28 protein-coding genes are annotated in these 24,811 nt (G+C 32.9%); 27 read left to right on the top strand and 1 reads right to left on the bottom strand.

Annotation, left to right across the window (positions count from 1 at the left end):
- Window positions 1–617 precede the first annotated feature (617 nt).
- The 15 genes from QO190_RS12780 (at window position 618) to QO190_RS12710 (ending at window position 11,753) form a co-directional block, all read left to right on the top strand.
- On the top strand, window positions 618–1,760 hold the full coding sequence (locus QO190_RS12780; RefSeq protein WP_371463609.1) for a methionine aminotransferase: 1,143 nt from the start codon (window positions 618–620) through the stop codon (window positions 1,758–1,760).
- Between the two features lie 482 nt (window positions 1,761–2,242).
- Window positions 2,243–2,629: a hypothetical protein gene (locus QO190_RS12775; RefSeq protein WP_371463611.1), complete on the top strand. Its 387-nt coding sequence runs from the start codon at window positions 2,243–2,245 to the stop codon at window positions 2,627–2,629.
- Window positions 2,630–2,656: 27 nt separating this feature from the next.
- Window positions 2,657–3,058: a hypothetical protein gene (locus QO190_RS12770; RefSeq protein WP_371463612.1), complete on the top strand. Its 402-nt coding sequence runs from the start codon at window positions 2,657–2,659 to the stop codon at window positions 3,056–3,058.
- A gap of 5 nt (window positions 3,059–3,063) precedes the next feature.
- Window positions 3,064–3,627, top strand: a complete 564-nt coding sequence (locus QO190_RS12765; protein WP_371463614.1) for a hypothetical protein — start codon at window positions 3,064–3,066, stop codon at window positions 3,625–3,627.
- Window positions 3,628–3,630: 3 nt separating this feature from the next.
- The gene (locus tag QO190_RS12760) at window positions 3,631–4,194 is read left to right on the top strand and encodes a hypothetical protein (RefSeq protein ID WP_371463616.1); all 564 of its coding nucleotides are present in this window, start codon (window positions 3,631–3,633) and stop codon (window positions 4,192–4,194) included.
- A gap of 11 nt (window positions 4,195–4,205) precedes the next feature.
- Window positions 4,206–4,556: a hypothetical protein gene (locus tag QO190_RS12755; RefSeq protein ID WP_371463617.1), complete on the top strand. Its 351-nt coding sequence runs from the start codon at window positions 4,206–4,208 to the stop codon at window positions 4,554–4,556.
- Between the two features lie 12 nt (window positions 4,557–4,568).
- Window positions 4,569–5,108: a hypothetical protein gene (locus QO190_RS12750; RefSeq protein WP_371463619.1), complete on the top strand. Its 540-nt coding sequence runs from the start codon at window positions 4,569–4,571 to the stop codon at window positions 5,106–5,108.
- A 19-nt stretch (window positions 5,109–5,127) separates the two neighbouring features.
- Window positions 5,128–5,463, top strand: coding sequence for a hypothetical protein (locus QO190_RS12745; RefSeq protein ID WP_371463620.1), 336 nt, complete (start codon window positions 5,128–5,130; stop codon window positions 5,461–5,463).
- Between the two features lie 174 nt (window positions 5,464–5,637).
- Window positions 5,638–6,717 (top strand): hypothetical protein, encoded by a 1,080-nt coding sequence (locus tag QO190_RS12740; protein WP_371463621.1) that lies wholly within the window; start codon window positions 5,638–5,640, stop codon window positions 6,715–6,717.
- A gap of 118 nt (window positions 6,718–6,835) precedes the next feature.
- On the top strand, window positions 6,836–7,279 hold the full coding sequence (locus tag QO190_RS12735) for a hypothetical protein (RefSeq protein WP_371463623.1): 444 nt from the start codon (window positions 6,836–6,838) through the stop codon (window positions 7,277–7,279).
- 75 nt (window positions 7,280–7,354) lie between these two features.
- The gene (locus QO190_RS12730) at window positions 7,355–7,798 is read left to right on the top strand and encodes a hypothetical protein (RefSeq protein ID WP_371463625.1); all 444 of its coding nucleotides are present in this window, start codon (window positions 7,355–7,357) and stop codon (window positions 7,796–7,798) included.
- A gap of 2 nt (window positions 7,799–7,800) precedes the next feature.
- A complete protein-coding gene (locus QO190_RS12725) occupies window positions 7,801–8,715 on the top strand; it encodes a hypothetical protein (protein ID WP_371463627.1) in 915 nt (304 codons plus the stop codon).
- A gap of 4 nt (window positions 8,716–8,719) precedes the next feature.
- Window positions 8,720–10,003, top strand: a complete 1,284-nt coding sequence (locus tag QO190_RS12720; protein ID WP_371463629.1) for a formylglycine-generating enzyme family protein — start codon at window positions 8,720–8,722, stop codon at window positions 10,001–10,003.
- 40 nt (window positions 10,004–10,043) lie between these two features.
- Window positions 10,044–10,853, top strand: coding sequence for a formylglycine-generating enzyme family protein (locus QO190_RS12715; protein WP_371463630.1), 810 nt, complete (start codon window positions 10,044–10,046; stop codon window positions 10,851–10,853).
- 327 nt (window positions 10,854–11,180) lie between these two features.
- Window positions 11,181–11,753 (top strand): transposase, encoded by a 573-nt coding sequence (locus QO190_RS12710; RefSeq protein ID WP_371463632.1) that lies wholly within the window; start codon window positions 11,181–11,183, stop codon window positions 11,751–11,753.
- Window positions 11,754–12,177: 424 nt separating this feature from the next.
- On the opposite strand, the gene QO190_RS12705 is transcribed toward QO190_RS12710, so the two are convergent.
- Window positions 12,178–12,546: a hypothetical protein gene (locus QO190_RS12705; protein ID WP_104793572.1), complete on the bottom strand. Its 369-nt coding sequence runs from the start codon at window positions 12,544–12,546 to the stop codon at window positions 12,178–12,180.
- A 205-nt stretch (window positions 12,547–12,751) separates the two neighbouring features.
- Between QO190_RS12705 and QO190_RS12700 the strand changes: the two genes are divergently transcribed.
- The 12 genes from QO190_RS12700 to QO190_RS12645 all read left to right on the top strand — a co-directional run bounded on the left by QO190_RS12700 (window position 12,752) and on the right by QO190_RS12645 (window position 24,771).
- A complete protein-coding gene (locus QO190_RS12700) occupies window positions 12,752–13,255 on the top strand; it encodes a cytochrome c family protein (protein ID WP_371463634.1) in 504 nt (167 codons plus the stop codon).
- A gap of 26 nt (window positions 13,256–13,281) precedes the next feature.
- Window positions 13,282–15,282 carry a Sec-dependent nitrous-oxide reductase gene (gene nosZ, locus QO190_RS12695; RefSeq protein WP_371463636.1) on the top strand — a complete coding sequence of 667 codons (2,001 nt, stop codon included), beginning with the start codon at window positions 13,282–13,284 and terminating at the stop codon, window positions 15,280–15,282.
- 89 nt (window positions 15,283–15,371) lie between these two features.
- Window positions 15,372–15,953 carry a hypothetical protein gene (locus tag QO190_RS12690; protein ID WP_069796445.1) on the top strand — a complete coding sequence of 194 codons (582 nt, stop codon included), beginning with the start codon at window positions 15,372–15,374 and terminating at the stop codon, window positions 15,951–15,953.
- Between the two features lie 7 nt (window positions 15,954–15,960).
- Window positions 15,961–16,374 carry a nitrous oxide reductase accessory protein NosL gene (locus tag QO190_RS12685; RefSeq protein ID WP_371463638.1) on the top strand — a complete coding sequence of 138 codons (414 nt, stop codon included), beginning with the start codon at window positions 15,961–15,963 and terminating at the stop codon, window positions 16,372–16,374.
- Between the two features lie 486 nt (window positions 16,375–16,860).
- The gene (nosD, locus tag QO190_RS12680) at window positions 16,861–18,111 is read left to right on the top strand and encodes a nitrous oxide reductase family maturation protein NosD (RefSeq protein WP_371463640.1); all 1,251 of its coding nucleotides are present in this window, start codon (window positions 16,861–16,863) and stop codon (window positions 18,109–18,111) included.
- Between the two features lie 264 nt (window positions 18,112–18,375).
- Entirely contained in the window at window positions 18,376–19,089 is a 714-nt protein-coding gene (locus tag QO190_RS12675; protein ID WP_213189403.1) for an ABC transporter ATP-binding protein, read from the top strand.
- Entirely contained in the window at window positions 19,086–19,853 is a 768-nt protein-coding gene (locus tag QO190_RS12670; protein ID WP_371463645.1) for an ABC transporter permease subunit, read from the top strand. The genes QO190_RS12675 and QO190_RS12670 overlap by 4 nt, the downstream gene beginning before the upstream one ends.
- 182 nt (window positions 19,854–20,035) lie before the next feature.
- Window positions 20,036–20,584: a fasciclin domain-containing protein gene (locus QO190_RS12665; protein ID WP_371463647.1), complete on the top strand. Its 549-nt coding sequence runs from the start codon at window positions 20,036–20,038 to the stop codon at window positions 20,582–20,584.
- A 716-nt stretch (window positions 20,585–21,300) separates the two neighbouring features.
- Window positions 21,301–21,555, top strand: coding sequence for a type II toxin-antitoxin system Phd/YefM family antitoxin (locus QO190_RS12660; protein WP_069796458.1), 255 nt, complete (start codon window positions 21,301–21,303; stop codon window positions 21,553–21,555).
- Complete coding sequence (locus QO190_RS12655) at window positions 21,555–21,812, top strand: Txe/YoeB family addiction module toxin (protein WP_069796459.1); 258 nt, start codon at window positions 21,555–21,557, stop codon at window positions 21,810–21,812. Before QO190_RS12660 ends, QO190_RS12655 begins: the two co-directional genes overlap by 1 nt.
- 354 nt (window positions 21,813–22,166) lie before the next feature.
- Window positions 22,167–22,985: an alpha/beta hydrolase gene (locus QO190_RS12650; RefSeq protein ID WP_371463649.1), complete on the top strand. Its 819-nt coding sequence runs from the start codon at window positions 22,167–22,169 to the stop codon at window positions 22,983–22,985.
- 340 nt (window positions 22,986–23,325) lie between these two features.
- Window positions 23,326–24,771: an RNA-directed DNA polymerase gene (locus QO190_RS12645; protein ID WP_371463650.1), complete on the top strand. Its 1,446-nt coding sequence runs from the start codon at window positions 23,326–23,328 to the stop codon at window positions 24,769–24,771.
- Window positions 24,772–24,811: the final 40 nt, after the last annotated feature.

Here is a 24,811-nt window from a genome sequence, read left to right as displayed (position 1 = left end):
ATTTTAGAATTATATTTGAACTGTAAACGAATTTTAGTATTAATATAAAAAGTGTAAACTTTTTTTAGGACGTGACATCGTAAAGTCGTAAAGTTGATGAGTTGTGAAGGAGTGCGAGAATTTGAAAATGTGGTTATGAGTTATGGGTTATGAGTTATGTAGGAATGAGAGATTGTTTATTAAATTGAAAAACTACGTGAAAGGATTCTGGTGGTAGAAGTGAATTTTTTGAAACGCAAAGATTTTTTTATGATTCTTTTCTTTTTAAGTGAGCTAAGTTGGCGAAATTCATTCGCTATGAAGCTTTATGGAAATTGTTATTTAAACAGTCTTTTTTTTATCACAAAGTTCTCGGAGAGGGAGTGAAATGATTGTGTTTTTGAGGGCTCTGAGGAACATCGGAGATGTTCTGGATTAGGGATAAAGGGTAAGGGGTAAAATCGTAAAGTTGTAAAGTTGATGAGTTGTGAAGGAGTAAGTGGTGAGTTATGAGTGTGAGGTGCGGAATGCGGGGCGCGGGTTGAGGGATGAGGGATGCGGGGTGTAGTTGGTGAAGATTTGATTAAAAAGGAGGTTGATTGAAGGGAAAAAAGATTATTTTTGAATAAACTATCAAAATGAAATTACCTATAAAACATCACGGAGCCGAAATTACCATCTTTTCTGAAATGACGGCACTTGCTAACCGATTTGGAGCGGTGAATCTGTCTCAAGGTTTTCCTGATGATGACATAGATGAGGCTTTGAAGAAGTTTCTTGCAGAAGGAACGAATAAAAATTTTAATCAATACGCTCCTAGTTTTGGATTTCCTGCGTTGATAGAAAACCTCATCACGTTTAATCATGCCAGAAAAAATCCGATAGATTTTACCGCTTCGGAAATTACGATTACGCCAGGAGCGAGTTATGGAATTTACACCGCGCTTTCTGCGATTTTAGAAATTGGCGATGAAGTCATTGTGCTGGAACCTGCTTATGACAGCTACATTCCTTCTATTGAAATGAATGGTGCAAAGCCTATTTTGGTTTCTTTGAATGAAGACTTTTTACCCGATTTTGAGAGAATAAAAGGAGCAATTACTGAAAAAACCAAAGCTATCCTCATCAATTCCCCACATAATCCTACGGGAAAAATTTGGAGAAAAGAAGATTTTGAAAAACTGTATCAAATCATCAAAGACACCGACATCATCGTTATCTCCGATGAAGTGTATGATTTGATTACCTTTGATACCGCTGAATTTTACAGTGTTTTTCATCATGCGGAACTTAGAAACAGGAGTTTTGCCATCTTTTCTTTTGGGAAAATGTTTCATCTCACGGGTTGGAAAGTTGGGTATGTTTTGGCTTGTGAAGAATTGACCAAAGCTTTTAGAAAAGTGCATCAGTACATTAGTTTTAGCGTGAATACTCCTGCTCAATATGCTTTGTCGAAATATTTAGAGGTTTTTAATCCTGAAAAAAATCAACAGTATTTGCAGGAAAAAAGAGATTTCTTTTTGGCTCAATTTAAAGATTTGCCTTTTACTTTTAAGGAAAAATCCGAGGGAAGTTACTTCCAGATTGCCAGTTATGAGAACATTTCTAACTTACCTGACAAGGAATTCTGCATTTGGCTCACGAAAGAACACCAAGTTGCCACGATACCGCTTTGTTCGTTTTACCAAGACCAAAGAAACACGGGAATGATTAGATTCTGCTTCAGTAAAAAGCCAGAAACGATATTAAAAGCTGTAGAGCATTTGAGAAGGTTGGTGTGATGAGGAATGAAGGGGTGAAATCGTAAAGTTGATGAGGTATGAGGGATGAATTATGAGGTATGAGGTATGAGGGATGATGTGGTGATGTGATGAGGGATGAGGTATGAAGGATGAAGGATGAAGGATGAAGGATGAAGGATGAGGGATGAGGGATGAGGGAGAAGACAAAGTGTGCAAAATTATGTTGGTTTGTGAACGGATATAAACCATTTTCAAATTGAAATTAAATAATACCTACAAATAGGTATTGTCAAAATTATTCTTTTATAGTTATTTTTGTTAGCCGTTATAATTATTGAATAACAGTATTTTACATTAAAAAAAACAGTTATAACTTTTTTCATTACAATAATTTGTAAGCAATATTTTTTTAGAATACTTCTGCTCTGGTATTTTTTTTAGCAGTTCACGAAACTTCTTTGTCTAATCAAAAATTTTACACCATTTTTTAAGTAATAATAAACCACATTAAATTAACAATAATGAAAACAATTAAAATTCTATTCCTATTCGTAGGGATGCTCATGAGTAGCGCGGTATGTGCACAAGCGTTTAAAGCCAGTGACTTAGATGGAGAATGGAAACGCAGTGATGGTATGATTGTAAGTATTACGGGTACTGCCAAATTTGTAGAAGGTAGTGATGCCTTGGTTATAGATGTAGGCAATAGCGGTTGGCCACAAAGTGCCAGAATGGTAGCTTTTAAATTTAGAAATTTAAAACACCAAGGTGAAAACAAATGGTTAGGAGTCAATTACATGCATATGCCACAAAGCAACTACAGAAAAGAAGATGGAAAAGTAAACATAGTAATGGCAGATGATAAACGCTCATTTAATGCTAACGGAACGACTTATACAAGACAATAATTTTTTAAAGAGTTAAATATAATAACAATGAAAACAAATCTAAAAAAATCAATTGCCTTGCTTGTTTTATGCTTTACAGCAATGGCGTTTAACAAAGTTCAAGCACAAACCACTTACGAATATTTTGTCCCTGTAGCATGGGAACATCAGTACGGAAAATCAGGTGGACAACCTGTCGTTGGTAATGTAGTTAAAATTGAAGCTGACTGCCCTGCTGCTAACACAGGAGTATTTAATGACTTTCATGAACATTACAAAGCCTATTATAGTAAAAACAGAGGCTTTACTGGGCTAAATGCTCATAATGTTCGTGGTCCCTATATAAGTTATGAAGAAGCTTCAAAAGCAAGAACTAAAATTATTGCCGATTTTAATTATAAATGGAATCCTTTGATAATAAATGATTTTTCAACTTCTTGTAATAAATAAAAAACATGAAAACTTTGAATTTTTTTTTATTAATTGGTTTTATATTAAATTTCTCTTTGAGTTCTGCTCAACAAACTTATGAAGTTAAACCATTTGAGTCTTATTTAGAAATATATAAATCGCAATATAAAATGATTTACTCTAGCATAGAATCAAGAACAGATTTAACATTATCTGAAAAACTACAGCTATTAACAACAGAATTAAATAAGATAAAATCAAAATTTAAAATTGAACGAAAAGCAGAATATGAGAGTAAATCTGTTGAACTTTCTGTAACAAATTCTTGTACAAAAGGATCTAGTGGAGGAAAAAAAGATTGTGGATATAAATATGTGAATGCCCCACTACCTTCTTTTTATACAAAACCTGAATGGGTAAGAATTGAAGACACGGATAAGGGACGCGATATAAAGGCAGATGGCAGTTCAGCAGGTTTAAGAATGACTATTGCTGGTAAAGGTCGGAACGAAGGGACATTATTTGCGGTTTTTAGATACAGGCCTGAATACATTGCAGTATCAGTTGAAAGTGATGCTGAAAATTTATTTAACTTAATAATAAAATAAATTATGAAAACATTAAACACAATTTTTATTGTACTTACACTAATATTTGTAAGCAATAGTTACGCTCAAACGCAACCTGATAAGAAAACTACTAAAGAATATTTAGAAAAAGTTTTTGTAAGTACTTATAATTTCGAGTTAAAAAGGAGTGGAGTAGACTATAAAATCACAGGTTATTTTAACGGATTTGAATTTTACAATACTTCAGACTTTAAATATAGTATGACTTCATTAACAGACGGCTATTGTTCTTTGGGTTATGAATTTTACAAAATCAATTGGGCAAAAATGGAAAGCATTGCTGATTGGGATGGTGTTGCGATCGACTCTCCTGTAAGTGTACTATTCATTAAATTTCCTAACAACAGTATTTTAAGAGATGGTCGCATTGACAGCAATTGTAATAAAGAAGGATTTAGCCGTTATGGCACTACACAATCTGTAAGTTATGTTTTGTTTCCTTATTTAAATCAAGAAGGCGTTCGGGAAAGGCTAGTAAAAGCATTAAACCATTTAAGCAAATTAGAAAAAGAAGAACAAGCTAAAAATGACCCTTTTGGGAATTAAATTAATCAATTATGGAAAATATTGAAAAAGAACTGCCCGATTTTACAGAAGTTGAAAATAGCACAAGAAATTCTTTTGTAGAAGGAAATGGTACATTTGAAGAGGCAAGAAACTACATTGAAATTATTGCTGGTAACCCTTGCGGAACTTTTGGAGTTCCATATTTGAACCTCAGAAACAAAAGTAACGACAAAAAAATTGGTGTAACAATAGAAGTAAGATGGATGTATAATAATAGACCCAGAACCGAAAGCCGCATCTACAATACTTTTCCAGGTCAAGTTGTAGGTTTAGGTTGTCCCATTCCCGGGCCAACATCTCAAAGATTTGATTACATACTAATTGCCGCTTGGTTTATTTGATTTTTTGAAAAAATGATAAAATCAAAATACATAGTAATACTATTGGCTACATTCCTAGCCAATAGTCTTTCCGCCCAAACCACCACCATCACCCAGCTTCTGCAAAAAGCCTTGCAACAAGAGAACAAAGCTCGAAAAATGATACAAGTAGAGATTGATAGTTTAGGTAACGAAATAGGCCTAATGAAACAGGACCTCGACAGCTTAGAGGTTACCGAACTGGCGGTAAAAAAGGATACTCTTCTTTATATCACCAAACACCATTTTGCTTATGAAAAAGGATATTATCTAGAGCAACAAAAAGTCGCTTTACAAGACATTAGAGCCGTAACCAAAGATATAGGAATCTTTTTTGAAACGGCACCTGATACAGTGCAGGTGGTCCGTCAAGAATATTTTGAAGATGGCGGCTACATCAAATCTTCCCGAAAAGTTGATTTGTTTAGAACGCATTTTGTATCGCTAAAGGATAACGAATACCTAGCCGATGAATTAATAAATGCCTTTAAAAAAGCTGGCTACAAAATTGAAAAGGGACCTTGGTATGACTAAAAATAAAAAAGATAAAAATATGAAAACAAAATTTAAACAATTCAATAGAATATTCATTATAGCAATTTCATTGACATTGATTTCCTGCAATGCAATGAGAGAGTTTTCTTCTGGTTTTAACGAGGCTAGTGGAAACTGTCCTCGAAAGACAGCAGAAGTATGGAGTTACGCTAATGATAAATGGCAAAAAGGATTTTTTTCTAAATCTTCTCTATCTGAGGGAGTTGTAAAGAATGTAGAAAACTGGGTTCGAGAACGAAATTCATGGTACGCCAAAAACAGAGGTGTAGGTAGATTTTCTGAAATAGACCCCTACACCAATAGAGAATATCAATTCAGAGTTTATTGTGAATAAATTTTATATTATTAAGGAAAAATAATTTATATTTAGCAAGTCTCATTAGAATGATTTGACCATAAGTTATTATAAATTTATCCAATCACAAACTTATTGGATATGTAAACAAAAAAAACTTCGTATAATAAAAACGAGTTTGCAAGTTCATAAATAAATACAACAACAATGCGAATGAAAACAATTTTAAAACGGAATTCAAAATTATTGATTACCATATTTATGATTTTGCAAGCAATTCCTGCATTTGGTCAAGCAAGTGTAGATTTCAAATTAGTACAATTATTAAGTTGGAAATATGACGGAATCCAACATGAAATGCTTATTTTCCAGGACGATTTAATAGCTTCCAATGCTACTACTTATAGAGAACCGGGCTTACTTATGCCCGTTACCGTAAGGATGAAATCTACAGATAATAAAGCTAATGTAAATATCATCGAGTTTGACACAAATGCCATGTTTAAATATACCTTCAACATTAATGGAGAATCTACAGGTTTTACAATCGAAATTTATCCAAAAAATGGAACTCGTGTCATCAAAGGCAAAGATATTCTTGGATTATTCACGTATAAATTGACCTTTGATGAGAAGTCAAATTTCACAAACGGACATGTGGAGAGAACAAAACTGGAAACAAGTTCAGTATATGCTGGTGCAGCTACTGAAAACATAGCAACAATAAGTACTTTTCCTATAAATTCAGATGAAGAATTTAACAAGTCTATTAATGAAATGTATCCCAATGGAAAAAACCATTTGGCAAATGAATTACTATTAAGACAAAAACCAATTGAAACCTATCTAGAAAAAAAAGCAGATGATTTTCTAAAACATATTAAAGAAATTGTAGCGGCGAAATGGTCTAAAGTAAAGGGCAATTTGATAGATCAACAAAAAGATGATGAAAATAGTATTATGTCTCGATACTACTCAACACAACAGTCAAAAAATCTTGGTACGACAACTATAATGCTTGAGTATTTATTTGATAAAGAAATTAGTTACCCTTCGCAATACGTAATTATTAAAGAAGCAGCTACAATAAACGAACGTATTATTGACTTGTTAGCTAAAAAAGTAAAAGAAAATTTCAAAGAGTATAGTGAAATAACTGACTCTACTGAAAATTCAGACAATATAAGAGATATTAATTTTAAAACTCCTAACCTTTTTTCTAAAAATATTAACATGTACATTTCAAAAGACGGAAGATTTTTTATTGCTATAAGTCCTGAAAAATTTGAATAAGTTATTTTGAATATTATGGTTTTTATTTCTTTTGCAACATTATTATAGTAATAAGTGTCAAAATATCCTATTTAATAAACCGAATAAGTTTTCATAAATGTAATTCAAAATAAATAACATGATAAAAAAAGCAATAATAGTATTTATTTTATTGTTAGGAAATTTTTCTTTGGCACAAAATAGAAGTGCGATAGATAGTTTGTTCCAAGTAAAAGACTATTTGCTGAACGTGAAGCACTGTATCAATGAAGAGCAAACAGGGGAAGAAAAAATAGCGCAATTGAAACAGTTTATAAAGCTTGCTTCCTCACAGGAAGCAATTTTTGAACGCAATGCAACTGCTATTATAAAAAACAAAAAAGAACTAACGCAATTAAAAACAACGCTTCATTTTATATTGCAATCCATCATTTTATATCATGAAGACATCAACCAAAATGGTAAAAGCCCAACGGAAAGTTTTTATCTCAATAAAAACATCCCTCCACTAGTAGATAAAATATACTATTATTGTAAAATTGAGAAACTAGAAGAGCAGAAAAGAACACCTAAAAAACAGTAGTAGAACAGAATATTTTTATCCTTACAAAAAAATAGGAGTAAAATCAGTAAATTAGTGTAATTTAATTCATTTGGCATGTCTCAACGCTTTCAAGATCAAAATTTTCGACTTACTCATTTCCAAGAGGAAGTAGCAGTGGTTTGTCCCAAATGCAACAAAAAAGCAAGGGCAACTGTAGACTATGAAGAGAAAAAAGCTAAACTTACTTGCTCGTATTGTGGCTTCCATGAAATAAAAGACAGTTTACTAACCTATTTGGGTTATACTGCTCATTATAAAGCAGAGGCCAGTGCTTATTTTGATGTGACACTATGGTATTACGCTCCATTTAAAAATGATATTTTCTTTGCCTACAACGAAGCCCATTTGTTGTATTTAGAACAATACATCGGTGCCAAATTGCGCGAGCACAAAGACCGCACGCATTTTACGCTTTTAGAAAAACTACCCAAGTTTTACCACGAAGCCAAAAACAGAGCGGCTTTATTAAAACTGATTGAGAAATTGAAAAAGAAGTAAGTATGCGATTAATAGTTATCTTATTGCTGAGTTTTGTAACTACACATATTCAAGCTCAAAAGCTACAACAATTCACTTTTCTGGGTAAGTTATCCGATGTAAATGAAAACTTTAGAGGTACAAAAACCTTAGAATATACGGTGTATAACCTAAACGATATTCTTTGGAGAGAAACACATAAAAACGTTGCTATTACCAAAGGAAATTATGAAGTTAAGTTAGGAAGCATAACGCCCTTTCCAGAAAATTTGTTTAAAACAGATGTTATAGAACGAACCGTAGTAATTAAAGTTGAAGGTATTACTCAAGGCTTTTTTCGTTTGCCCGATTTTACCCAAAACAACAGTGTTTTCAATGGCAAAACCCTTACCGTAGATTTTGGAAAACATGGAAAAGCAATTGATTTTGATAAGATTGAAGTTTCGGACGATTATAGAAAATATGCCACTCTATGTGTCTGTAGTGAAAATAAATCACCTTTAAATGAAAATGATAAATCTGGTTTATCTTATAAGTACGAAAAAGAACTGGCAAACCTATCCAATGCAGACCTTGATAAAGATGGTGAAGAACTTTTTATTGTTAAAACAACAGCATTTATTAACAAAAGTTCAAATTGGATTTTATGCGACCCAGGTTTATCTAACAAAAAGCAAATAAGTCTTTTAAAATTAGCTGTAGCAACAATAGATTGGGAATATTTAACTAATGCAGTTACTATTTATAACTATCCTTTAAACATAATCGGAACTAAAGATTCAATGACAATTTTGGATTTTGTACTAGAAGATTTTTTATATTATCAAAAGAATAATCCAAGCTCTACAACATTAAGTGAGTTAAAAAAAATCTATAAATTATTAAAATCTAAAGGTGCTCGCCATTACAAATACCCATCCACCACAACTATTGAATAAAAACATGAAAATACTGAAATGCACTTTAATCGCATTAATGGTAGTTGTTTATACCAATCTTTTGGCTACTACCAATCCTCCATCACCCAATATGGTTTTTGTAAAAGGAGGTTCATTTATCATGGGCAATGGAGCCGAAGATAAAAAATGGGCACATGCCGAAACGGTTGCTGATTTTAGCATGAGCCGTTACGAAGTAACCGTAGGTGAATACAAAACTTTTTGCACCGCCACCAACAGAGCCATGCCCGAAGCACCCTATTGGGGTTGGAACGACCAACACCCCATAGTAAATGTATCTTACAATGATGCGATTGCCTATTGCCAATGGTTGAGTAAAACTTTGGGCGTTACTTACCGCTTGCCCACCGAAGCCGAATGGGAATTTGCAGCCAACGGAGGTACACAATCCAAAGGCTACACCTATGCCGGTAGCAACGACATCAACCAAGTGGCGTGGTATTACAAAAATGCCAACTACCAAATGCAAGCCGTAGGACAAAAGAAACCCAACGAACTCGGGCTTTTTGACATGACGGGCAATGCCTGGGAATGGTGCAGCGATTGGTATGTGGGCACTACTGTAGCAGGTAAAATAACAGAAGGAAGCCACCGTGTACTTAAAGGAGGTAGCAGTATGAGTTTTGAAACCAACAGCACCAACATACAACGCAATTACAGAGCGACTAATCGTGCGATTTATAGTGCTGGTTTTCGCTTGGTAACCACTGCCAAAACAACTGCTAATCCAACACTGACTTACAAAGCTAACCTTAAAGCTGAATATTCTGAATTTAAGTGTAATACGAAAAGAACGGGATATGCTATTTTATGTAGAGCTTTAGAAAGCAATAGATTAGTAGAAGACGAAGAATCCCTATACACTTATGAGTATGAACAAGAATTAGCCCGATTAGCCCAAGCCGATTATGAAGCCGACAGTGATATTTTCTTTATAGAAAAAATTCATTTGTATGTTACTCGTTGTTCTTGCTGCTTGGTTTGTGATACCATTCGAACAGCCAAAAAAGAAATCTCACTGCTAAAAGTTGCAGTCGCTACAGGAAACCTAGATTTTTTTGAGCGAGCCGTTACGGTGTATCGTTATCCGTTAGATTTGGTAGATGAAATCGACGGGATGAACGCCATGGATTATGTGTATGAGGATATAGAATATTGGTTAGAATTTGGTATAGGAAGTACACCAGTAAAGGAAAACTTAAAATTGTTTTACATTGTAAAAGCTTTTGGAGCTAAATTTTATAAACACAAACATCTTAATAATTAAAAACAATTTTTATGTCAAAAATAAAATTAAATATAAAAATATGAAAAAATTTAAAATAAGTTTATTAATGCTAGCATTTCCAATGTTTCATATCATTACTTCATCTTTTAAATTACACGATATAAATCTAGAAGATAACTTATATAATGTAGATAAAATTCCAGAAATGATTTATGTTGAAGGAGGAGTTTTTAAAATGGGTATAGAGAGTAAGAGTAGTGATAATTTTCCTGTTCGTAACATAAAATTGAATAGCTTTTCCATAAGTAAATACGAAATTACAGTTAAACAATTTAGAGTTTTTTGTCAAGAGACTAATCGTGATTTCCCAAAAGCAAGAGCCTGGGATCATATATGGGAAGATGAAAAACCAATGGTGTACATTACGTATGATGATGCCTTAAGTTACTGCAAGTGGTTAGAAAAAAAAATAGGAGGTATTTGTAGATTGCCTACAGAGGCTGAGTGGGAGTATGCAGCAAAAGGGGGGAATAAAAGTAAAAATTATAAATACAGTGGTAGTGATGATATTAATAAAGTTGCTTGGATTTCGGGTAATATGCCAGGTTTATATAATGAGTTACAACCAGTAGGAAAAAAAGAGCCTAATGAACTTGGTATCTATGATATGAGCGGTAATGTATTTGAATGGTGCAGTGATTGGTATTATTGTAATTATTTAGATAGTCAAATTGATAATCCAAAAGGACCTTCTTCTGGTTTTTGGCGTGTTATTAGAGGAGGGTCTATTGAACAAAAGGCTAAAGATTGTTTGATAACAGATCGTCAAATTGCTAATCCCAAAAACATAGATTCAGTATTAGGTTTTCGAGTTGTCCAATTAAAATAATTTGTCACATAGAATTAAAAGACAAGTATCATAGTAATCTTAATTATCATTAAAGAGTAGCCAGCAAATTTCACAAATACAAATAGTTGAATTAAAAATTAAAAACTACCCTAGATTTACAACGAGGCCAAAAACAGAGAAGCTTTATTAAAATTGATTGAAAAATTAAAAAGAAATAATCACAAAATAGCATTATAAATAAACTAATTCCCGATGTCGCGGATTTGTAATCCGTGACTATACTAAAAAATAATAGATGATTAATCATTAAAAAAACAGCCACTTTTTTGTTGCTGTTTTTTTTATTATTTTTACTCAAAACTAATAATGTCAACCAAATACAAAGCCACTGAAATTTCACAGGCATATTTCATTACTATTACCACAGTAGGTTGGGTAGATGTATTCACAAGATTGCCACAAAAACATTTAATCATAGATGCACTCAAGTATTGTCAAAAAAATAAAGGACTTGTTGTATTTGCATATTGCCTTATGCACAGTCATTTGCATTTATTTTGCAGAGCAGATGGAGATTTAACATTATCAGAAATTATGCGAGATTTCAAAAAATATACTTCTAAAAAAATAATTCAAACCATACAAGACGAACCAGAAAGCAGAAGAGAATGGCTGTTAGAGTATTTTAGCAAAGCTTGCGAACATTTATCACGACCACAGCAATACAAAGTTTGGCAAGATGGCTATCACGCAGAAGAAATTTTTTCAAACCATTGGATAAAGGAAAAAATAAAGTACATACATGAAAATCCTGTAAAAGAAAAGATTGTAACGGAAGCAGAAAATTATTATTTTAGCTCTGCAAGAAATTATGCTGATTTAGATAGTGCTTTAGATGTAGAAGTCGTTTTCATGGGTTGGGATAACCACAAAATATAGTAAGAGTCACTGATTATAAAACATCGAGAAAAACAATATAGTCACGGCTTACAAGACAATAGTAGTCACGGATTACAAATCCGCGACATCGAGGTAACCACAAAATATAGTAAGAGTCACGGATTACAAATCCGCATTGAAAAAAAATAATTATAAAATAGTAATAGTCACGGATTACAAATACGCGACATCGAGTTAGTTGATGGTTTCCACATTGCAAAATATTTGAGTGAATTTCAAAGGCAACTTGATAAAGAATAAGCACTACCGCATAACAACCTTAACTGTTGCACCACTCCTTTTTTTTTAGAAAATAGTTTTTAAAAAAGATAAAACATGAAGCCAATGTCGCATTCTATAACAAAAACAAAATCCTCAAATTGAAATCAATTTGAGGATTTTTTAAACAACGTAATAAAGCTATTTATTTGAAAACACTAACATTTCCTTGCTTGTCTGTGAGTCTTCCTGAATTTCCATCATCAGACAGTTCCCAAGCATAAAAACCGTCTGTAAAAATAGGTTCGCCTTTTGGATTTGTTCCTTTTGCCAGCAATTTGTGTTCTTCTTCATCATTTTTCTTAAGGGTCATCGCAAGGTCGATTCCTTCGGCAAAATAGGTTACCACTATGGTTTCTCCTTTATCATTGGTCAATGTTTTTGCCTCTTGTTTTAAAGAAACTTCTTTAGAATTTTTATCACTTATCACCGGCGAATTTTCTGTGGTCGATGATTCTTTGTTACAAGAAATCAAGAAAGCGAACATTGCTAAGATTATCCAATTATTTTTCATATTGATTCAGTACTATTTTTTTGAAAGAAATGAGTCCACTATAAGAGCCGTCATTATTTTAAAAAATAATCACAAAAATGCTCTTCTGTTTTACAGGTGCAAATTTGCTAATAAATGTCATGTTTATTTTATGACTCAAGTCATAAATCCCAACTGTTAAACAACGTTAAATTTGTTATCAAATTAATATTAAAAATAAAAATATATGAAAAATTTGAAATTTCTAATTCTTCCTATGATGGCTTTCGCGATGGTTTCCTGTGGTAATGACAAGCCTGCAGACGCTTCTGCATCTACCTCATCTACAGAATCATCTGCTACTGCTACGGAAACTAGTGCATCATCTGAATCAGGACAATACGATCCGAAAAGAGGTTTAGGTAAATATGACGAAAGCAACGTAGATGTGAGCAAATTTGACGCTGCTATGGCTGCTGAAGGTAAGAAAGTAGCAGAAGTAAAATGTACTTCTTGTCATAAACCTACAGAAGAAAAATTAGTAGGTCCAGGATGGAAAGGAGTGACTACAAGACAAACTCCACATTGGATTATGAACTTCATCAGCAATCCAGATCCTATGATTAGTGTAGACCCAGAATTACAAAAACAACTAGAGATTTGTTTAGTGAGAATGCCAAACCAAGGGCTTAATGAAACTGAAGCAAGACAAATTCTAGAGTACATGAGAGAAATCGACGGTGCAAAATAATTTAGATAGACTATAAAAATAAATATATGAAAATTATTCAGTTATTTGGTATTTCGGCCTTTGCTTCATTAGCATTTTTAGGCAGTTGTAAACCCAAAGGTACAGAAACCGCTGTAAGTGGTGACGCCGCAGAAAAAGTATATGTAGCTCCTGGAAAATATGATGAGGTATACAATTTCGTGAGTGGTGGTTTTAACGGACAAATGAACGTTTATGGTTTACCGAGTGGAAGATTATTGAAAGTAGTTCCTATTTTCTCTGTAAATCCAGAAAATGGGTATGGTTACAGTGAAGAAACTAAACCTATGTTAGAAACTTCTCACGGTTTTATTCCTTGGGATGACCAACACCACTTAGAATTATCTCAAACAAATGGTGAACAAGACGGAAGATGGATTTTTGCGAATGCGAATAACACGCCACGTGTGGCAAGAGTAAACCTTAAAACCTTCAGAACAGAGGAAATTATAGAATTGCCGAACTCTGCTGGTAACCACTCTTCTCCATTTATTACCGAAAATACAGAATATGTAGTGGCAGGTACTCGTTTTGCTGTTCCTACAGATGACATGAATGGTGACGTTCCTATTAATTCTTTCAAAGAAAACTTCAAAGGAGTAATTTCTTTTATCGGAGTTAATAAAGAAACTGGTGATATGAATTTATCTTTCCAGATAGAAGCTCCGGGTGTAAACTTTGACCTTTCTCACGCTGGTAAAGGAAAATCTCACGGTTGGTTCTTCTTCTCTTGCTATAATTCAGAACAAGCAAATACTTTATTAGAGGTTAATGCTTCTCAAAATGATAAAGACTTTATCATGGCGGTAAACTGGAAAAAAGCTGAAGAATATCTAAAAGCGGGTAAAGGTAGAAAAGTAAAAACGCAGTATGCTCACAATAAATTTGATGAAAAAACTCAAACTGCTACCTCTAAAATGGAGCAAGAAGTGACTGTACTTTCTGCTAAAGAATTAAAAGATATTTGCTATTTCATGCCAACTCCTAAATCACCTCACGGTTGTGACGTAGACCCAACTGGTGAATACATTGTAGGTTCTGGTAAATTAGCTGCTCTTATCCCAGTACACAGCTTTAGCAAAATGCTTAAAGCCATTGAAAACAAAGAATTTGCAGGTGAATATGATGGAATCCCAATCTTAAAATATGAATCTACTCTATACGGTGAAGTTCAAAAACCAGGTTTAGGGCCATTACACACAGAATTTGACGGAAAAGGAAATGCTTATACTTCATTCTTCGTTTCTTCTGAAGTGGTGAAATGGGATATTAAAACATTAAAAGTTTTAGACAGACAACCAACTTTCTACTCAGTAGGTCACTTAATGGTAGTAGGTGGTGATACTAAAAAACCTTACGGTAAATATCTCGTTGCTTATAATAAAATTACAAAAGACAGATTCTTACCAACAGGTCCAGAATTAACCCAATCTGCACAGTTGTATGACATTAGTGGAGATAAGATGAAACTCTTATTAGACTTCCCTACTTTTGGTGAGCCACACTATGCACAAGCTGTTCCCGCTTCTCTTATCAAAGACCAACAGGTGAAGTTCTACAATATTGCAGACAACAAACACCCTTATGCCACCAAAGGTGAAGCAGAATCTAAAGTGGTAAGACAAGGCAATAAAGTACATGTTTACATGACTTCTATCCGTTCGCACTTTGCTCCAGATAATATCGAAGGTATCAAAGTAGGTGACGAAGTGTACTTCCACGTGACCAACTTAGAACAAGACTGGGATGTACCGCATGGTTTCGCTATCAAAGGCAATCAAAATGCTGAATTATTGATTATGCCAGGTGAAACTTCTACCCTAAAATGGGTTCCTAAAAAAGCAGGAATGTACCCAATGTATTGTACAGACTTCTGTTCTGCATTGCACCAAGAAATGCAAGGATACGTAAGAGTTTCTCCAGCAGGAAGCAATGTTCCTCTTACTTACAGCCTCAATAATAAAGCGGATAACGCTAAAAGCCCTGTGAAAACAGCAGTAACAAAATAAATTTCTAAAAGGGCAGTTTCTACTGCCCTTTTTTACTTCTGTAACAAAAGTTACACTCTATAAGAACTTCTTATTACAATCTAAAAACAATGAAAAATAATTCATTATCCAAACTCTCTAAAATTTTGCTTATTACAAGCGGAATTGGATTAATCATCAGCATCTTCGTTCCTTTATGGGCCATTTATCTAGAAGCTCCTCAATATCCAGAAGGATTAGGTATGTTTCTCCATGCCAACAAAATCACAGGAGACTACGAAATTATCAATGGACTGAACCATTACATCGGGATGAAAGAAATTCATCAGGAAGATTTTTGGGAATTTAAAATTTTACCTTATGCATTAGGATTCTTTGCAGCGTTGGCGTTTCTCACCGTATTTCTCAATAATAAGAAATGGCTATATTTCTTTGCCGCTTTATTTCTTATCTTTGGAGTAGCTTTCATGGTAGATTTCTATCTTTGGGAGTACGATTATGGGCATAACCTCAATCCAAATGCAGCGATTGTAGTTCCGGGCATGAGTTACCAACCACCACTTTTCGGCTTTAAACAACTTCTGAACTTCGGTGCGTATTCTTATCCTGATATTGGTGGCTGGATTATGTTTGGTGTAGGAATTATCCTTGTTGTTTTATCTTATTTAGAAATAAAATCTTCTAATAAATAATGTAAAAATGAAAAATTTATTTAACATTCTAGGAATCATTTCTTTAGGTATATTTTTTTCTTGTTCACCGAAAGGTCCAGAAAAAATAAACTTCGGGAAAGACCAGTGTGAACTTTGCAAAATGGGAATAGAAGACCCTAAATTTGCTACAGAACTTATTACAGAAAAAGGCAGAATCTATAAATTCGATGATCTTAACTGTATGCAAAGTTATGCCACCGAAAATGCAGAGCAAGTAGGTCAAGCCAAATTGTATGTGCCAGATTTTCTCACCAATGAATTGTTCCCACTAGAAAAAGCAACCCTAATCACAGGTGGTGCCATAAAAAGCCCTATGAATGGTAATGTAGCTGCTTTTATCGACAAAACCAAAGCCCAAGAAGAAGCTCAAAAATTAGGAGCGAGCTTCCTAGAACAATAAATTTCACTTTAACTTATAGCTTTTAGGCTTTGTGAGAAACATTATTTTCTATTGTAATTCATTATAAAAATGATTAATTTTTATGTTTTTGAAACGCAAAGTTTTTTATTAAAAATATAAAAACATTAAGCAAGCAAAGTTGGTATTCGCTAGCGAATTCATAAAGCGAACGCTTTAAACGAATGTATTCGTAAACTTTGCTCACTATAATAATAGTATTGATATTATATTGCTTTGCGTTTAAAAAATCAATGGTCAATTTTTATGTTTTTGAAACGCAAAGTTTTTTATTAAAAAATATAAAAACATTAAGCAAGCAAAGTTGGTATTCGCTAGCGAATTGATAAAGCGAACGCTTTAAACGAATTTATTCGTAAACTTTGCTCACTATAATAATATTGATATTATATTGCTTTGCGTTTAAAAAAAATCAATACCAATAGTTCATTTTAGTATTTTTAGCAAAGCCTATTTTTTTGAAACATCTTGAAAAATTTAACCAAAATATTATCTTTTTTCTTCCTCCTGAATTTTGTTTATCATTCAGCAAAAACGCTTGTGGTAGGTAAAAATCAGGCTTATAAAACCATTAACTCTGCCCTTGCTCAAGCTCAAAATGGCGATACAATTTTGGTGCAAAAAGGACATTACAGAGAAGGAAACATCAACATCCAAAAATCAATAGCCCTGATTGGAATCGGCAGACCTGTTTTGGATGGTCAAATGAAGTACGAAATTGTTTCACTAAGAGCCAATAAAATTCTTTTGCAAGGTTTTAAAATCATCAATTCTGGGGAAGACGAAGTGAAAAACATAGGAGCTGTTCGTTTATATGACAGTCAGTTTTCAACCATTAAAAATAATATTTTCGAGAACAATTACTTCGGGATTACCATTCAGAGAGGGTATCAATGTTTGATTCAAAACAATAAAATCACCACCAATAGAGGGAAATCACAAGAATTAATCGGTGATGGCGTTCACGTTTGGTCCAGTGCAGAAATCTGGATCAAAAACAATTACATTTCTGGTCACAAAGACGGCATTTACTTAGAAAAAGCCAACAACACCTTTGTTTTTAGAAATATTTCCGAGAAAAATAAACGTTATGGGTTGCACTTCATGTTCGCGCATAACAATGTTTACACCGGAAATATTTTTAAGAATAATGACGCTGGAGTTGCTGTAATGTACAGCCGAAATGTAGGCATGTACAAAAATAAATTCCTCGATAACTGGGGAGATGGCGTTTATGGACTTTTGCTTAAAGACCTTACGTTCAGTAAAATCAAGCACAATATTTTCAACAACAACACGGCTGCCATTTTTATGGATGGCACTTCTAAAGTTGACCTTTACAACAATCAGTTTTCTAATAACGGTTGGGGTATAAAACTCAATGCCAATTGCATGGAAAACCGTTTGATGAAAAACAATTTCGAGAACAATACTTTCGATGTGAGCACAAGTGGAAGTCTTGTGATGAATATTTTTAAAAATAATCACTGGGACAAATACGAAGGTTATGATCTGGACAAAGACCAGATTGGCGATGTTCCTTTTCATCCCTTGAGTTTATACTCCGTGCTTTCAGAACAAAATCCTATGATTATGTTGTTGTACAGAGCATTTTTTGTGGAGATTCTAGACCGTTCCGAACGCTTAATCCCAAGTCTTACTCCTGAGAATTTTGTGGATGAGAAGCCGGAGATGAAAGCGAATGAGGTGATGAGGTGATGAAGTTATGGAGTGATGAATTTGTAAAGTTGTAAAGTTGTAAAGTTGTAAAGTCGTAAAGTTGTGAAGTCGTGAAGTCGTGAAGTCGTGAAGTTGTGATGGAGTGATGAAGTTGTAAAGTTGTAAAGTTGTAAAGTTGTGAAGTTGTGAAGTTGTGAAGTTGTGAAGTTGTGATGGAGTGAAGGATGAAGGATGAAGGATGAAGGATGAATGGTGAATTGATGCACCGTTTTGTGATTTTAAAAATTATTTTTATAAAAAGTTATGATTGAAATAAAAAATTTAACCAAAAAATTCAATAAGTTCACTGCGCTTAATCAGGTGAATATTCGCTTTAATGATGGGCATTCTGTAGCACTCATTGGTCCCAATGGTTGCGGAAAAACTACCCTTATTAAATGTATTCTCGGATTAAATGTAGTAGAAGATGGTGATATTTTGGTCAATAATGAAAGTGTAAAAGAACATTATCTCTACCGAAAAAATATTGGTTACATGCCTCAAATTGGTCGATATCCTGAGAATATGACCATCGCGCAAACCATTCAGATGATTAAAGATACCCGAAAAGTCTCTGAAAGCGAATTAGATACTGAACTTTTAGAAGCTTTCGAACTGGAAAGTATTTTCGACAAAAAAATGCGCACGCTTTCTGGGGGAACTACCCAAAAAGTAAGTGCTGTTTTGGCTTTTTTATTCAATCCTGGGATTATAATTTTGGATGAGCCTACGGCAGGTTTAGACCCTCTCGCTTCTGAAATTTTAAAAAATAAAATCATCAAAGAAAAAAACAAAGGAAAACTCATTATTATCACCTCTCACCTCTTGAGCGAATTGGATGATATTGTGAGTGAAATTGTTTTCATGAATGAAGGAAAAGTCATTGTTCACCAATCTGTAGAAGAATTAATGACCGAAAGAAAAACCGAGAAAATCTCAGAAAGTATCATCAGTATTTTAAAGGAAATGAAGCCATGAACAATATCGCAAAATTCATCTTTTTCGACATTTTAAAGAATAAAATCGTCTTGTTGTATACCCTACTCCTCTTTGTTATTTCATGGTCTGTACTGGGGTTAGACAGCAATTATACCAAAGCTACGTTGAGTTTGCTCAATATTGTTTTATTGGTGGTTCCACTCGTAAGCATTATTTTTTCTACGATTTATGTGTATAACAGCAGTCAATTTATAGAATTATTGCTCAGTCAACCCATTGCAAGAGGTAAAATATGGTTGAATATTTTTATCGGACTTTCCTCTGCATTGATTCTGGCGTATTTACTTGGTTGTGGCGTTCCTATTTTGCTCTATTCTTCTCTAGAAACAGGGTTTTCGCTTATTATCATTGGAGTAATGCTTTCGGTTATTTTCACGGCATTTGCTATGTTGTCTTCGATTGGAAGTAGAGACCGAGCCAAAGGAATAGGCATTTCTATTTTTGTATGGTTGTTTTTCGCTATAATTTATGATGGTATTTTACTGGTTCTGATGTTTCAATTTTCGGATTATCCTATTGAAGGAATTATGGCGACATTGGCAGCGATAAACCCTATTGGTCTTGCTCGAATTTTCGTGCTGTTGCAACTCAATATTTCAGCGATGCTCGGCTATTCTGGAGCAGTTTTCAAAGATATTTTTGGTTCAGGCGGCGGAATGGGAATTTCAATGGTGATTCTCTTTATTTGGATTGCAGTCCCTTTTCTGCTCTCTTATATCAAATTTAATAAGAAAGATTTATAATTTTCATCATTTGTGTTTTTTTGTAGATCTTCCCTCTTTGGGAAGATTTTTTTTTAAAATATCAATTTAGCTCTTTTTCAATTCTCTGATAAATCTCACGTTTTCAAGCCTTTATTTTATGATTACAATCATAAAAGCATGACTGGGTTTGCTCGTAATTTTATTTAAAATTTTATAAAAATATGAAAAAGACATTTCTAATCCTTTCTTGTGTTGCTTTAGGACTTATCTCTTGCAACAAAACCGAGGCTACCACTGAAACCTCAACCTCTACAGAAGCTGTAGCTGGTGGTCAAGAAGCTGTAGTAGACGAAGATTCTGCACCTACCATTGTAAAATTAGCGGCAGGAAATAAAGACCTTTCTACCCTTGTTACCGCAGTAGAAGCAGCGGGACTCACTACTTCACTCAGTAATGCAGGTCCATTTACTGTTTTTGCGCCTGTAAATGCTGCTTTTGATAAATTACCTGCTGGAACAGTTGATGATTTATTAAAACCTGAAAACAACAGTAAATTGGGTGACATTTTAGGACATCACACTTATGTAGGGGTCATAAAAACAGAACAAATGACTGACGGTCAATCATTAGGCATGGTAGACGGTAAAAATATTACTATTAAAATGGTGAATGGTAAACCTACCATCAACGGAACGGTTAATATTATTGCCACTGTTCCTGCATCTAACGGAATTGTACATGTGGTAGATGGTGTTATTTTACCAGAATAATTATTACTTAGGTTTTTCACAACAAAAGGCTTACTTATTTTTAGTAAGTCTTTTTTTATGATGTGGCTTCGTGAACTTCGTTCGCAGACCTTGGGTCTGTGCTCAGCCACCGAGGTGGAAAATTATTTTATTGTATGTTCCTTTTTATTATTTTTTGAAACGCAAAGATTTTTTATTCTTTAATTGCTTTTTTAAGGGAGCAAAGTTGGCGAAATTCATTCGCTATGAAGCTTTGTGGAGATTGTATATTTTCTATCACAAAGTTCTCGGAGATGTGGTGAAATGATGGCGCTTTTGAGGACTCTGAGGAACATTGGAAAATCGTGAAGTTGTGAGTTGTGAAGTCGTGAAGTTGAAATATTTTGCTTTTTGAAGAGATTCTTCACTATGCTACGCTTCGTTCAGAATGACATGGTTATGTTTTTTGCTCACGATTAGGAATCTGAATTATTTTTGAAACGCAAAGGTTTTATTCTTTAATTGCTTTTTTAAGGAAGCAAAGTGGGAATTCGCTAGCGAATTGATGAAGCGAGTGTTTAAATTTATATATATCTAAATGATCACAAATTAGCGAGATAGTTTAAAGTTTGGTATAATTGAAACCACACGAAAGGATTTTTGCGGTTGCGGTGTTTATTACAAAACTTCAAAAAAACATTCTGATATTTTCAAATATGAAAATTTGTACATATATTTGTACAATTAAAAGTACAAAAATGATTGTAACTAGCATTTCTGATTTCAGAAAAGACATCAAAAATTATTTAGATCGAGTGGCGAAGAATTTTGAAACTCTTATCATAAATCGTGGAAAAGATTCTGGGATTGTGGTTATTTCTCTTGAAGAATACAATTCTTTAATGGCTACCAATCACGAATTATCATCACGTATCAATGAAAAGCGATTAGATGCTGCCATTGAAAAACTTAACCAAGGCAATTCATTTGAAAAACCATTAATTGAAGAATAATGAAGTACATTTTCGTAGATGAATCTTGGGAAGATTATCTTTATTGGCAGAAAACAGACAAAAAGAAGCTAAAAAGAATTAATGAACTTCTAAAAGATATTGCGAGAAATCCGTTTGAAGGAATCGGAAAACCCGAACCTTTAAAACACAAATATTCTGGATTTTGGTCACGAAGAATTGATGAGGAACACCGATTAATCTATAAATACGAGGAAGAACAAATTTTAATTGCCAAATGCAGGTTCCATTATGACTAAAACGGCGTTTATTTTCTCTCCCTTTATTCAAATATTCTTTAAAACTCCTGAGTCATAAGACTTGGGATTTTTTTTTATTTGGTTTCTTCTGAATTTTTTTTGAAACGCAAAGGTTATTTATTATTCTTATGTTTTTAAGGAAGCAAAGTGGAATTCGCAAGCGAATTGATAAAGCGTGGTGTGTTTTAAAATGTTTTTTCCGAACGGATTTATTTGTGTTGTAGCTTCGACAGGCTCAGCCACCGAATTGAGATAAAAATTACGGTTTTCCTTAGTTTTGTTTATATTTGTTTTAGATTACTCTATAAGAATAGATGACACCGAAAAAAAACAATAACTGATTAAATTGAAAATATGAAATTCATTTACAACCAATTACTTTTCATCATCATTGCACTTGCAAGTTGTTCAAACGTATCTCAACCCACCGACCCCATTCCAGAATACGAAACCTTTAAAATTCAATCCAAAAAAGTGGGTGAAGAAAGAATAATTAATGTTTGGACACCTCCAAACTACAAGAATGATAAGGATTCATTAGCCGTGATGTATATGGCAGATGGTGGGATAAAAGAAGACTTTCCTCACATTGCTAATACATTGGCCAAACTTATAAAAGAAAAGAAAATAAAACCTTTAATTCTAGTAGGAATTGAAAATACTGAAAGAAGAAGGGATTTAACAGGTTTTACAGAAATTGAAAAAGACAAAGAAATCGCAGCAGTTGTTGGTGGTTCAGAAAAATTTAGAGCATTTATTAATGATGAACTTTTTCCTGAAATTAACAAACGATATAGAACTACAAATGAAAAAAGCATCATTGGAGAATCTGCATCAGGTTTATTTGTAATGGAAACCTTCTTTTTAACACCTCAAATGTTTGACCATTATATTGCTTTTGATCCTTCATTATGGTGGAATAATCATTATTTAGTAAGAACAGCAAAAGAACATTTATCTAAATTTCCATCAAACGAAAAACGAGTTTGGTTTGCTGGTTCAAATGCAAAAGACATTTCGCCTTTCACAAAAGAATTAGCAAACATCTTAAAAAAAGAAAATAAAGCTAATCTAAAATGGAAATTTTCCGATGAACCAAAAGAAAAACATACTACTATTTTCAGAGCTACAAAAGAAAAAGCAATTATTTGGACATTAAATAAAACAGAGTAAAAAGCTATAAAAGCAATATTAATAATTATTTCACAATCTTTTCTTTATTTTTTAAAAAGATGTAAAACTCCGAAGATTGAAACTTCGGAGTTTTTTACACTGTGGCTTCGACAGGCTCAGCCACCGAGATAAAAATTATGGTTTTCCTTTATTTTATTTTCTGCTTTTTGTTTATATTTGTTAAAACTAATAAACTGAAAATCAAATTACGAACAAAACAAATTCTTACCATTATTTACAAACCTATAAATTATTTAAAAGAAGCGTTTTGTAATTTATTTTCGTTTATTTGATTGTTAGAAGCAATTTTAAAACCATCTTACTCCGTAATAAGAACACAATGATTTCAATAGAACAAACAATTGAAGCTTATTCAAAATTAAAAGCATATATTTATTATGATAATTTCAACCTTTTTTTAAGAAAACAACTTTCTGAATTTGAAGCAAACAATATTGATCTAATACCTATTTTTCAAAAACTAACTGATGACATTAATACTTATATACAAACTGGGTCATTAAGTGAATCTCTTGAAAAGAAAATTAGTGAAATTAGTTATTTTATAATTCCTAAATCGTTTAGACCAAAAGAACAGTTAAAAACACTTCTAATTTCAAATATAGATTCTAATAATTATCAAATAGACAAAATTACACAACTATTCAAAGGAAGTATTGAACTCCATATAATTTCAACACTTTGGATTACTACCGAAGGTATTAACTTACAACATAAAATTGGTGACGATAATTATGGATATCATTTACCAATCAGTAAATCTACGGGTAAAATAGAGTCAGAGAAAATGCTTTTTACAAAGTATTTTGATAAATATCAAGAATGGAGAGATAAAGGAATTAAAGCAGCAAAACAATTGATAGACGAACAAAATAATGTTTTATTATTAAGTTTAGATATTAAAAACTTTTTTCATTCATGTAGTATAAATTTTCTTGAATTAAAAAATGATTTAAAACAAGAAAGTCATGCTTTGACAGATATAGTTCAAAAAATATCCGAAAAATATACAGAAATTGTCGGTTCAAATAAAACCAAAGCGACCAATGAATTACCAATTTTACCAATTGGACTGGTTTCTTCGGGAGTAATAGCAAATTGGTTCTTAAGTGATTTTGATAAACAATTAAAAGAAAAAACAAGTCCTGTTTATTATGGTAGATACGTTGATGATATATTTATTGTAGTAAGTAATGTTGATGAACCTCAAAATGATATTATTGAATGGCTTAAAAATAAATACTTTCATAATGATAATCCATTAAAAATTACTACTGAACTAAATTTTAAAAATGAAAAAGAACAATATCTATCATTTTCGGACAAAAAATATGATGGTTTAAAAATTCAATCTGAAAAACTCAAATTATATTACTTTAATCACGAATGGCCTCACGCAATGTTGAATAAATTTCAAAAAACACTTGAGGAAAATAGTAGTGCATTTTGGTTTCTTCCTGATGAAGAAGAAATGAAAGATACACTTGATGATGAAGCTTATGATTTGAAATACGAGGACACAGTAAATAAATTTAGAAGTATATCTGAAATAAAAGCCAGTAAATATGGAGCTTCAGTATTTTTAGCTAAAAAAATTAAACTTGCTATTCTTCATAACTCTATTCCAGATGATAAGATTACATTTCAAGTTTTTAGATTCTTTAAGGGAATTTCAGTTTTGTCATTGTACAATATGTGGGAGAAAGTTTTCACATATTTAATTGTTACCAATAGCGTCCTAAATAAAAAAATAAGAAGGAATTAAAGTAACTCAAAGTATCTTTGAGGTTGTACAACAAAAAAAC

Origin of the sequence: Cloacibacterium sp. Arc13 (assembly GCF_041431305.1) — a bacterium.
In the GTDB taxonomy this organism is placed as follows: domain Bacteria; phylum Bacteroidota; class Bacteroidia; order Flavobacteriales; family Weeksellaceae; genus Cloacibacterium; species Cloacibacterium caeni_B.
This window is presented reverse-complemented; position numbering and strand designations above follow the sequence as displayed.

Bases quoted from the DNA above. Each gene is read 5' to 3' on its own strand.
- QO190_RS12740 (WP_371463621.1), top strand. From the start codon at position 5,638: ATGAAAACAATTTTAAAACGGAATTCAAAATTATTGATTACCATATTT.
- QO190_RS12745 (WP_371463620.1), top strand. From the start codon at position 5,128: ATGAAAACAAAATTTAAACAATTCAATAGAATATTCATTATAGCAATT.
- QO190_RS12760 (WP_371463616.1), top strand. From the start codon at position 3,631: ATGAAAACATTAAACACAATTTTTATTGTACTTACACTAATATTTGTA.
- QO190_RS12670 (WP_371463645.1), top strand. From the start codon at position 19,086: ATGAACAATATCGCAAAATTCATCTTTTTCGACATTTTAAAGAATAAA.
- QO190_RS12735 (WP_371463623.1), top strand. From the start codon at position 6,836: ATGATAAAAAAAGCAATAATAGTATTTATTTTATTGTTAGGAAATTTT.
- QO190_RS12755 (WP_371463617.1), top strand. From the start codon at position 4,206: ATGGAAAATATTGAAAAAGAACTGCCCGATTTTACAGAAGTTGAAAAT.
- QO190_RS12650 (WP_371463649.1), top strand. From the start codon at position 22,167: ATGAAATTCATTTACAACCAATTACTTTTCATCATCATTGCACTTGCA.
- QO190_RS12690 (WP_069796445.1), top strand. From the start codon at position 15,372: ATGAAAAATAATTCATTATCCAAACTCTCTAAAATTTTGCTTATTACA.
- QO190_RS12770 (WP_371463612.1), top strand. From the start codon at position 2,657: ATGAAAACAAATCTAAAAAAATCAATTGCCTTGCTTGTTTTATGCTTT.
- QO190_RS12750 (WP_371463619.1), top strand. From the start codon at position 4,569: ATGATAAAATCAAAATACATAGTAATACTATTGGCTACATTCCTAGCC.
- QO190_RS12725 (WP_371463627.1), top strand. From the start codon at position 7,801: ATGCGATTAATAGTTATCTTATTGCTGAGTTTTGTAACTACACATATT.
- QO190_RS12655 (WP_069796459.1), top strand. From the start codon at position 21,555: ATGAAGTACATTTTCGTAGATGAATCTTGGGAAGATTATCTTTATTGG.
- nosZ (WP_371463636.1), top strand. From the start codon at position 13,282: ATGAAAATTATTCAGTTATTTGGTATTTCGGCCTTTGCTTCATTAGCA.
- QO190_RS12775 (WP_371463611.1), top strand. From the start codon at position 2,243: ATGAAAACAATTAAAATTCTATTCCTATTCGTAGGGATGCTCATGAGT.
- QO190_RS12705 (WP_104793572.1), bottom strand. From the start codon at position 12,546: ATGAAAAATAATTGGATAATCTTAGCAATGTTCGCTTTCTTGATTTCT.
- QO190_RS12780 (WP_371463609.1), top strand. From the start codon at position 618: ATGAAATTACCTATAAAACATCACGGAGCCGAAATTACCATCTTTTCT.
- QO190_RS12665 (WP_371463647.1), top strand. From the start codon at position 20,036: ATGAAAAAGACATTTCTAATCCTTTCTTGTGTTGCTTTAGGACTTATC.
- QO190_RS12700 (WP_371463634.1), top strand. From the start codon at position 12,752: ATGAAAAATTTGAAATTTCTAATTCTTCCTATGATGGCTTTCGCGATG.
- QO190_RS12645 (WP_371463650.1), top strand. From the start codon at position 23,326: ATGATTTCAATAGAACAAACAATTGAAGCTTATTCAAAATTAAAAGCA.
- QO190_RS12730 (WP_371463625.1), top strand. From the start codon at position 7,355: ATGTCTCAACGCTTTCAAGATCAAAATTTTCGACTTACTCATTTCCAA.
- QO190_RS12660 (WP_069796458.1), top strand. From the start codon at position 21,301: ATGATTGTAACTAGCATTTCTGATTTCAGAAAAGACATCAAAAATTAT.
- QO190_RS12720 (WP_371463629.1), top strand. From the start codon at position 8,720: ATGAAAATACTGAAATGCACTTTAATCGCATTAATGGTAGTTGTTTAT.
- QO190_RS12710 (WP_371463632.1), top strand. From the start codon at position 11,181: ATGTCAACCAAATACAAAGCCACTGAAATTTCACAGGCATATTTCATT.
- QO190_RS12675 (WP_213189403.1), top strand. From the start codon at position 18,376: ATGATTGAAATAAAAAATTTAACCAAAAAATTCAATAAGTTCACTGCG.
- QO190_RS12685 (WP_371463638.1), top strand. From the start codon at position 15,961: ATGAAAAATTTATTTAACATTCTAGGAATCATTTCTTTAGGTATATTT.
- QO190_RS12765 (WP_371463614.1), top strand. From the start codon at position 3,064: ATGAAAACTTTGAATTTTTTTTTATTAATTGGTTTTATATTAAATTTC.
- QO190_RS12715 (WP_371463630.1), top strand. From the start codon at position 10,044: ATGAAAAAATTTAAAATAAGTTTATTAATGCTAGCATTTCCAATGTTT.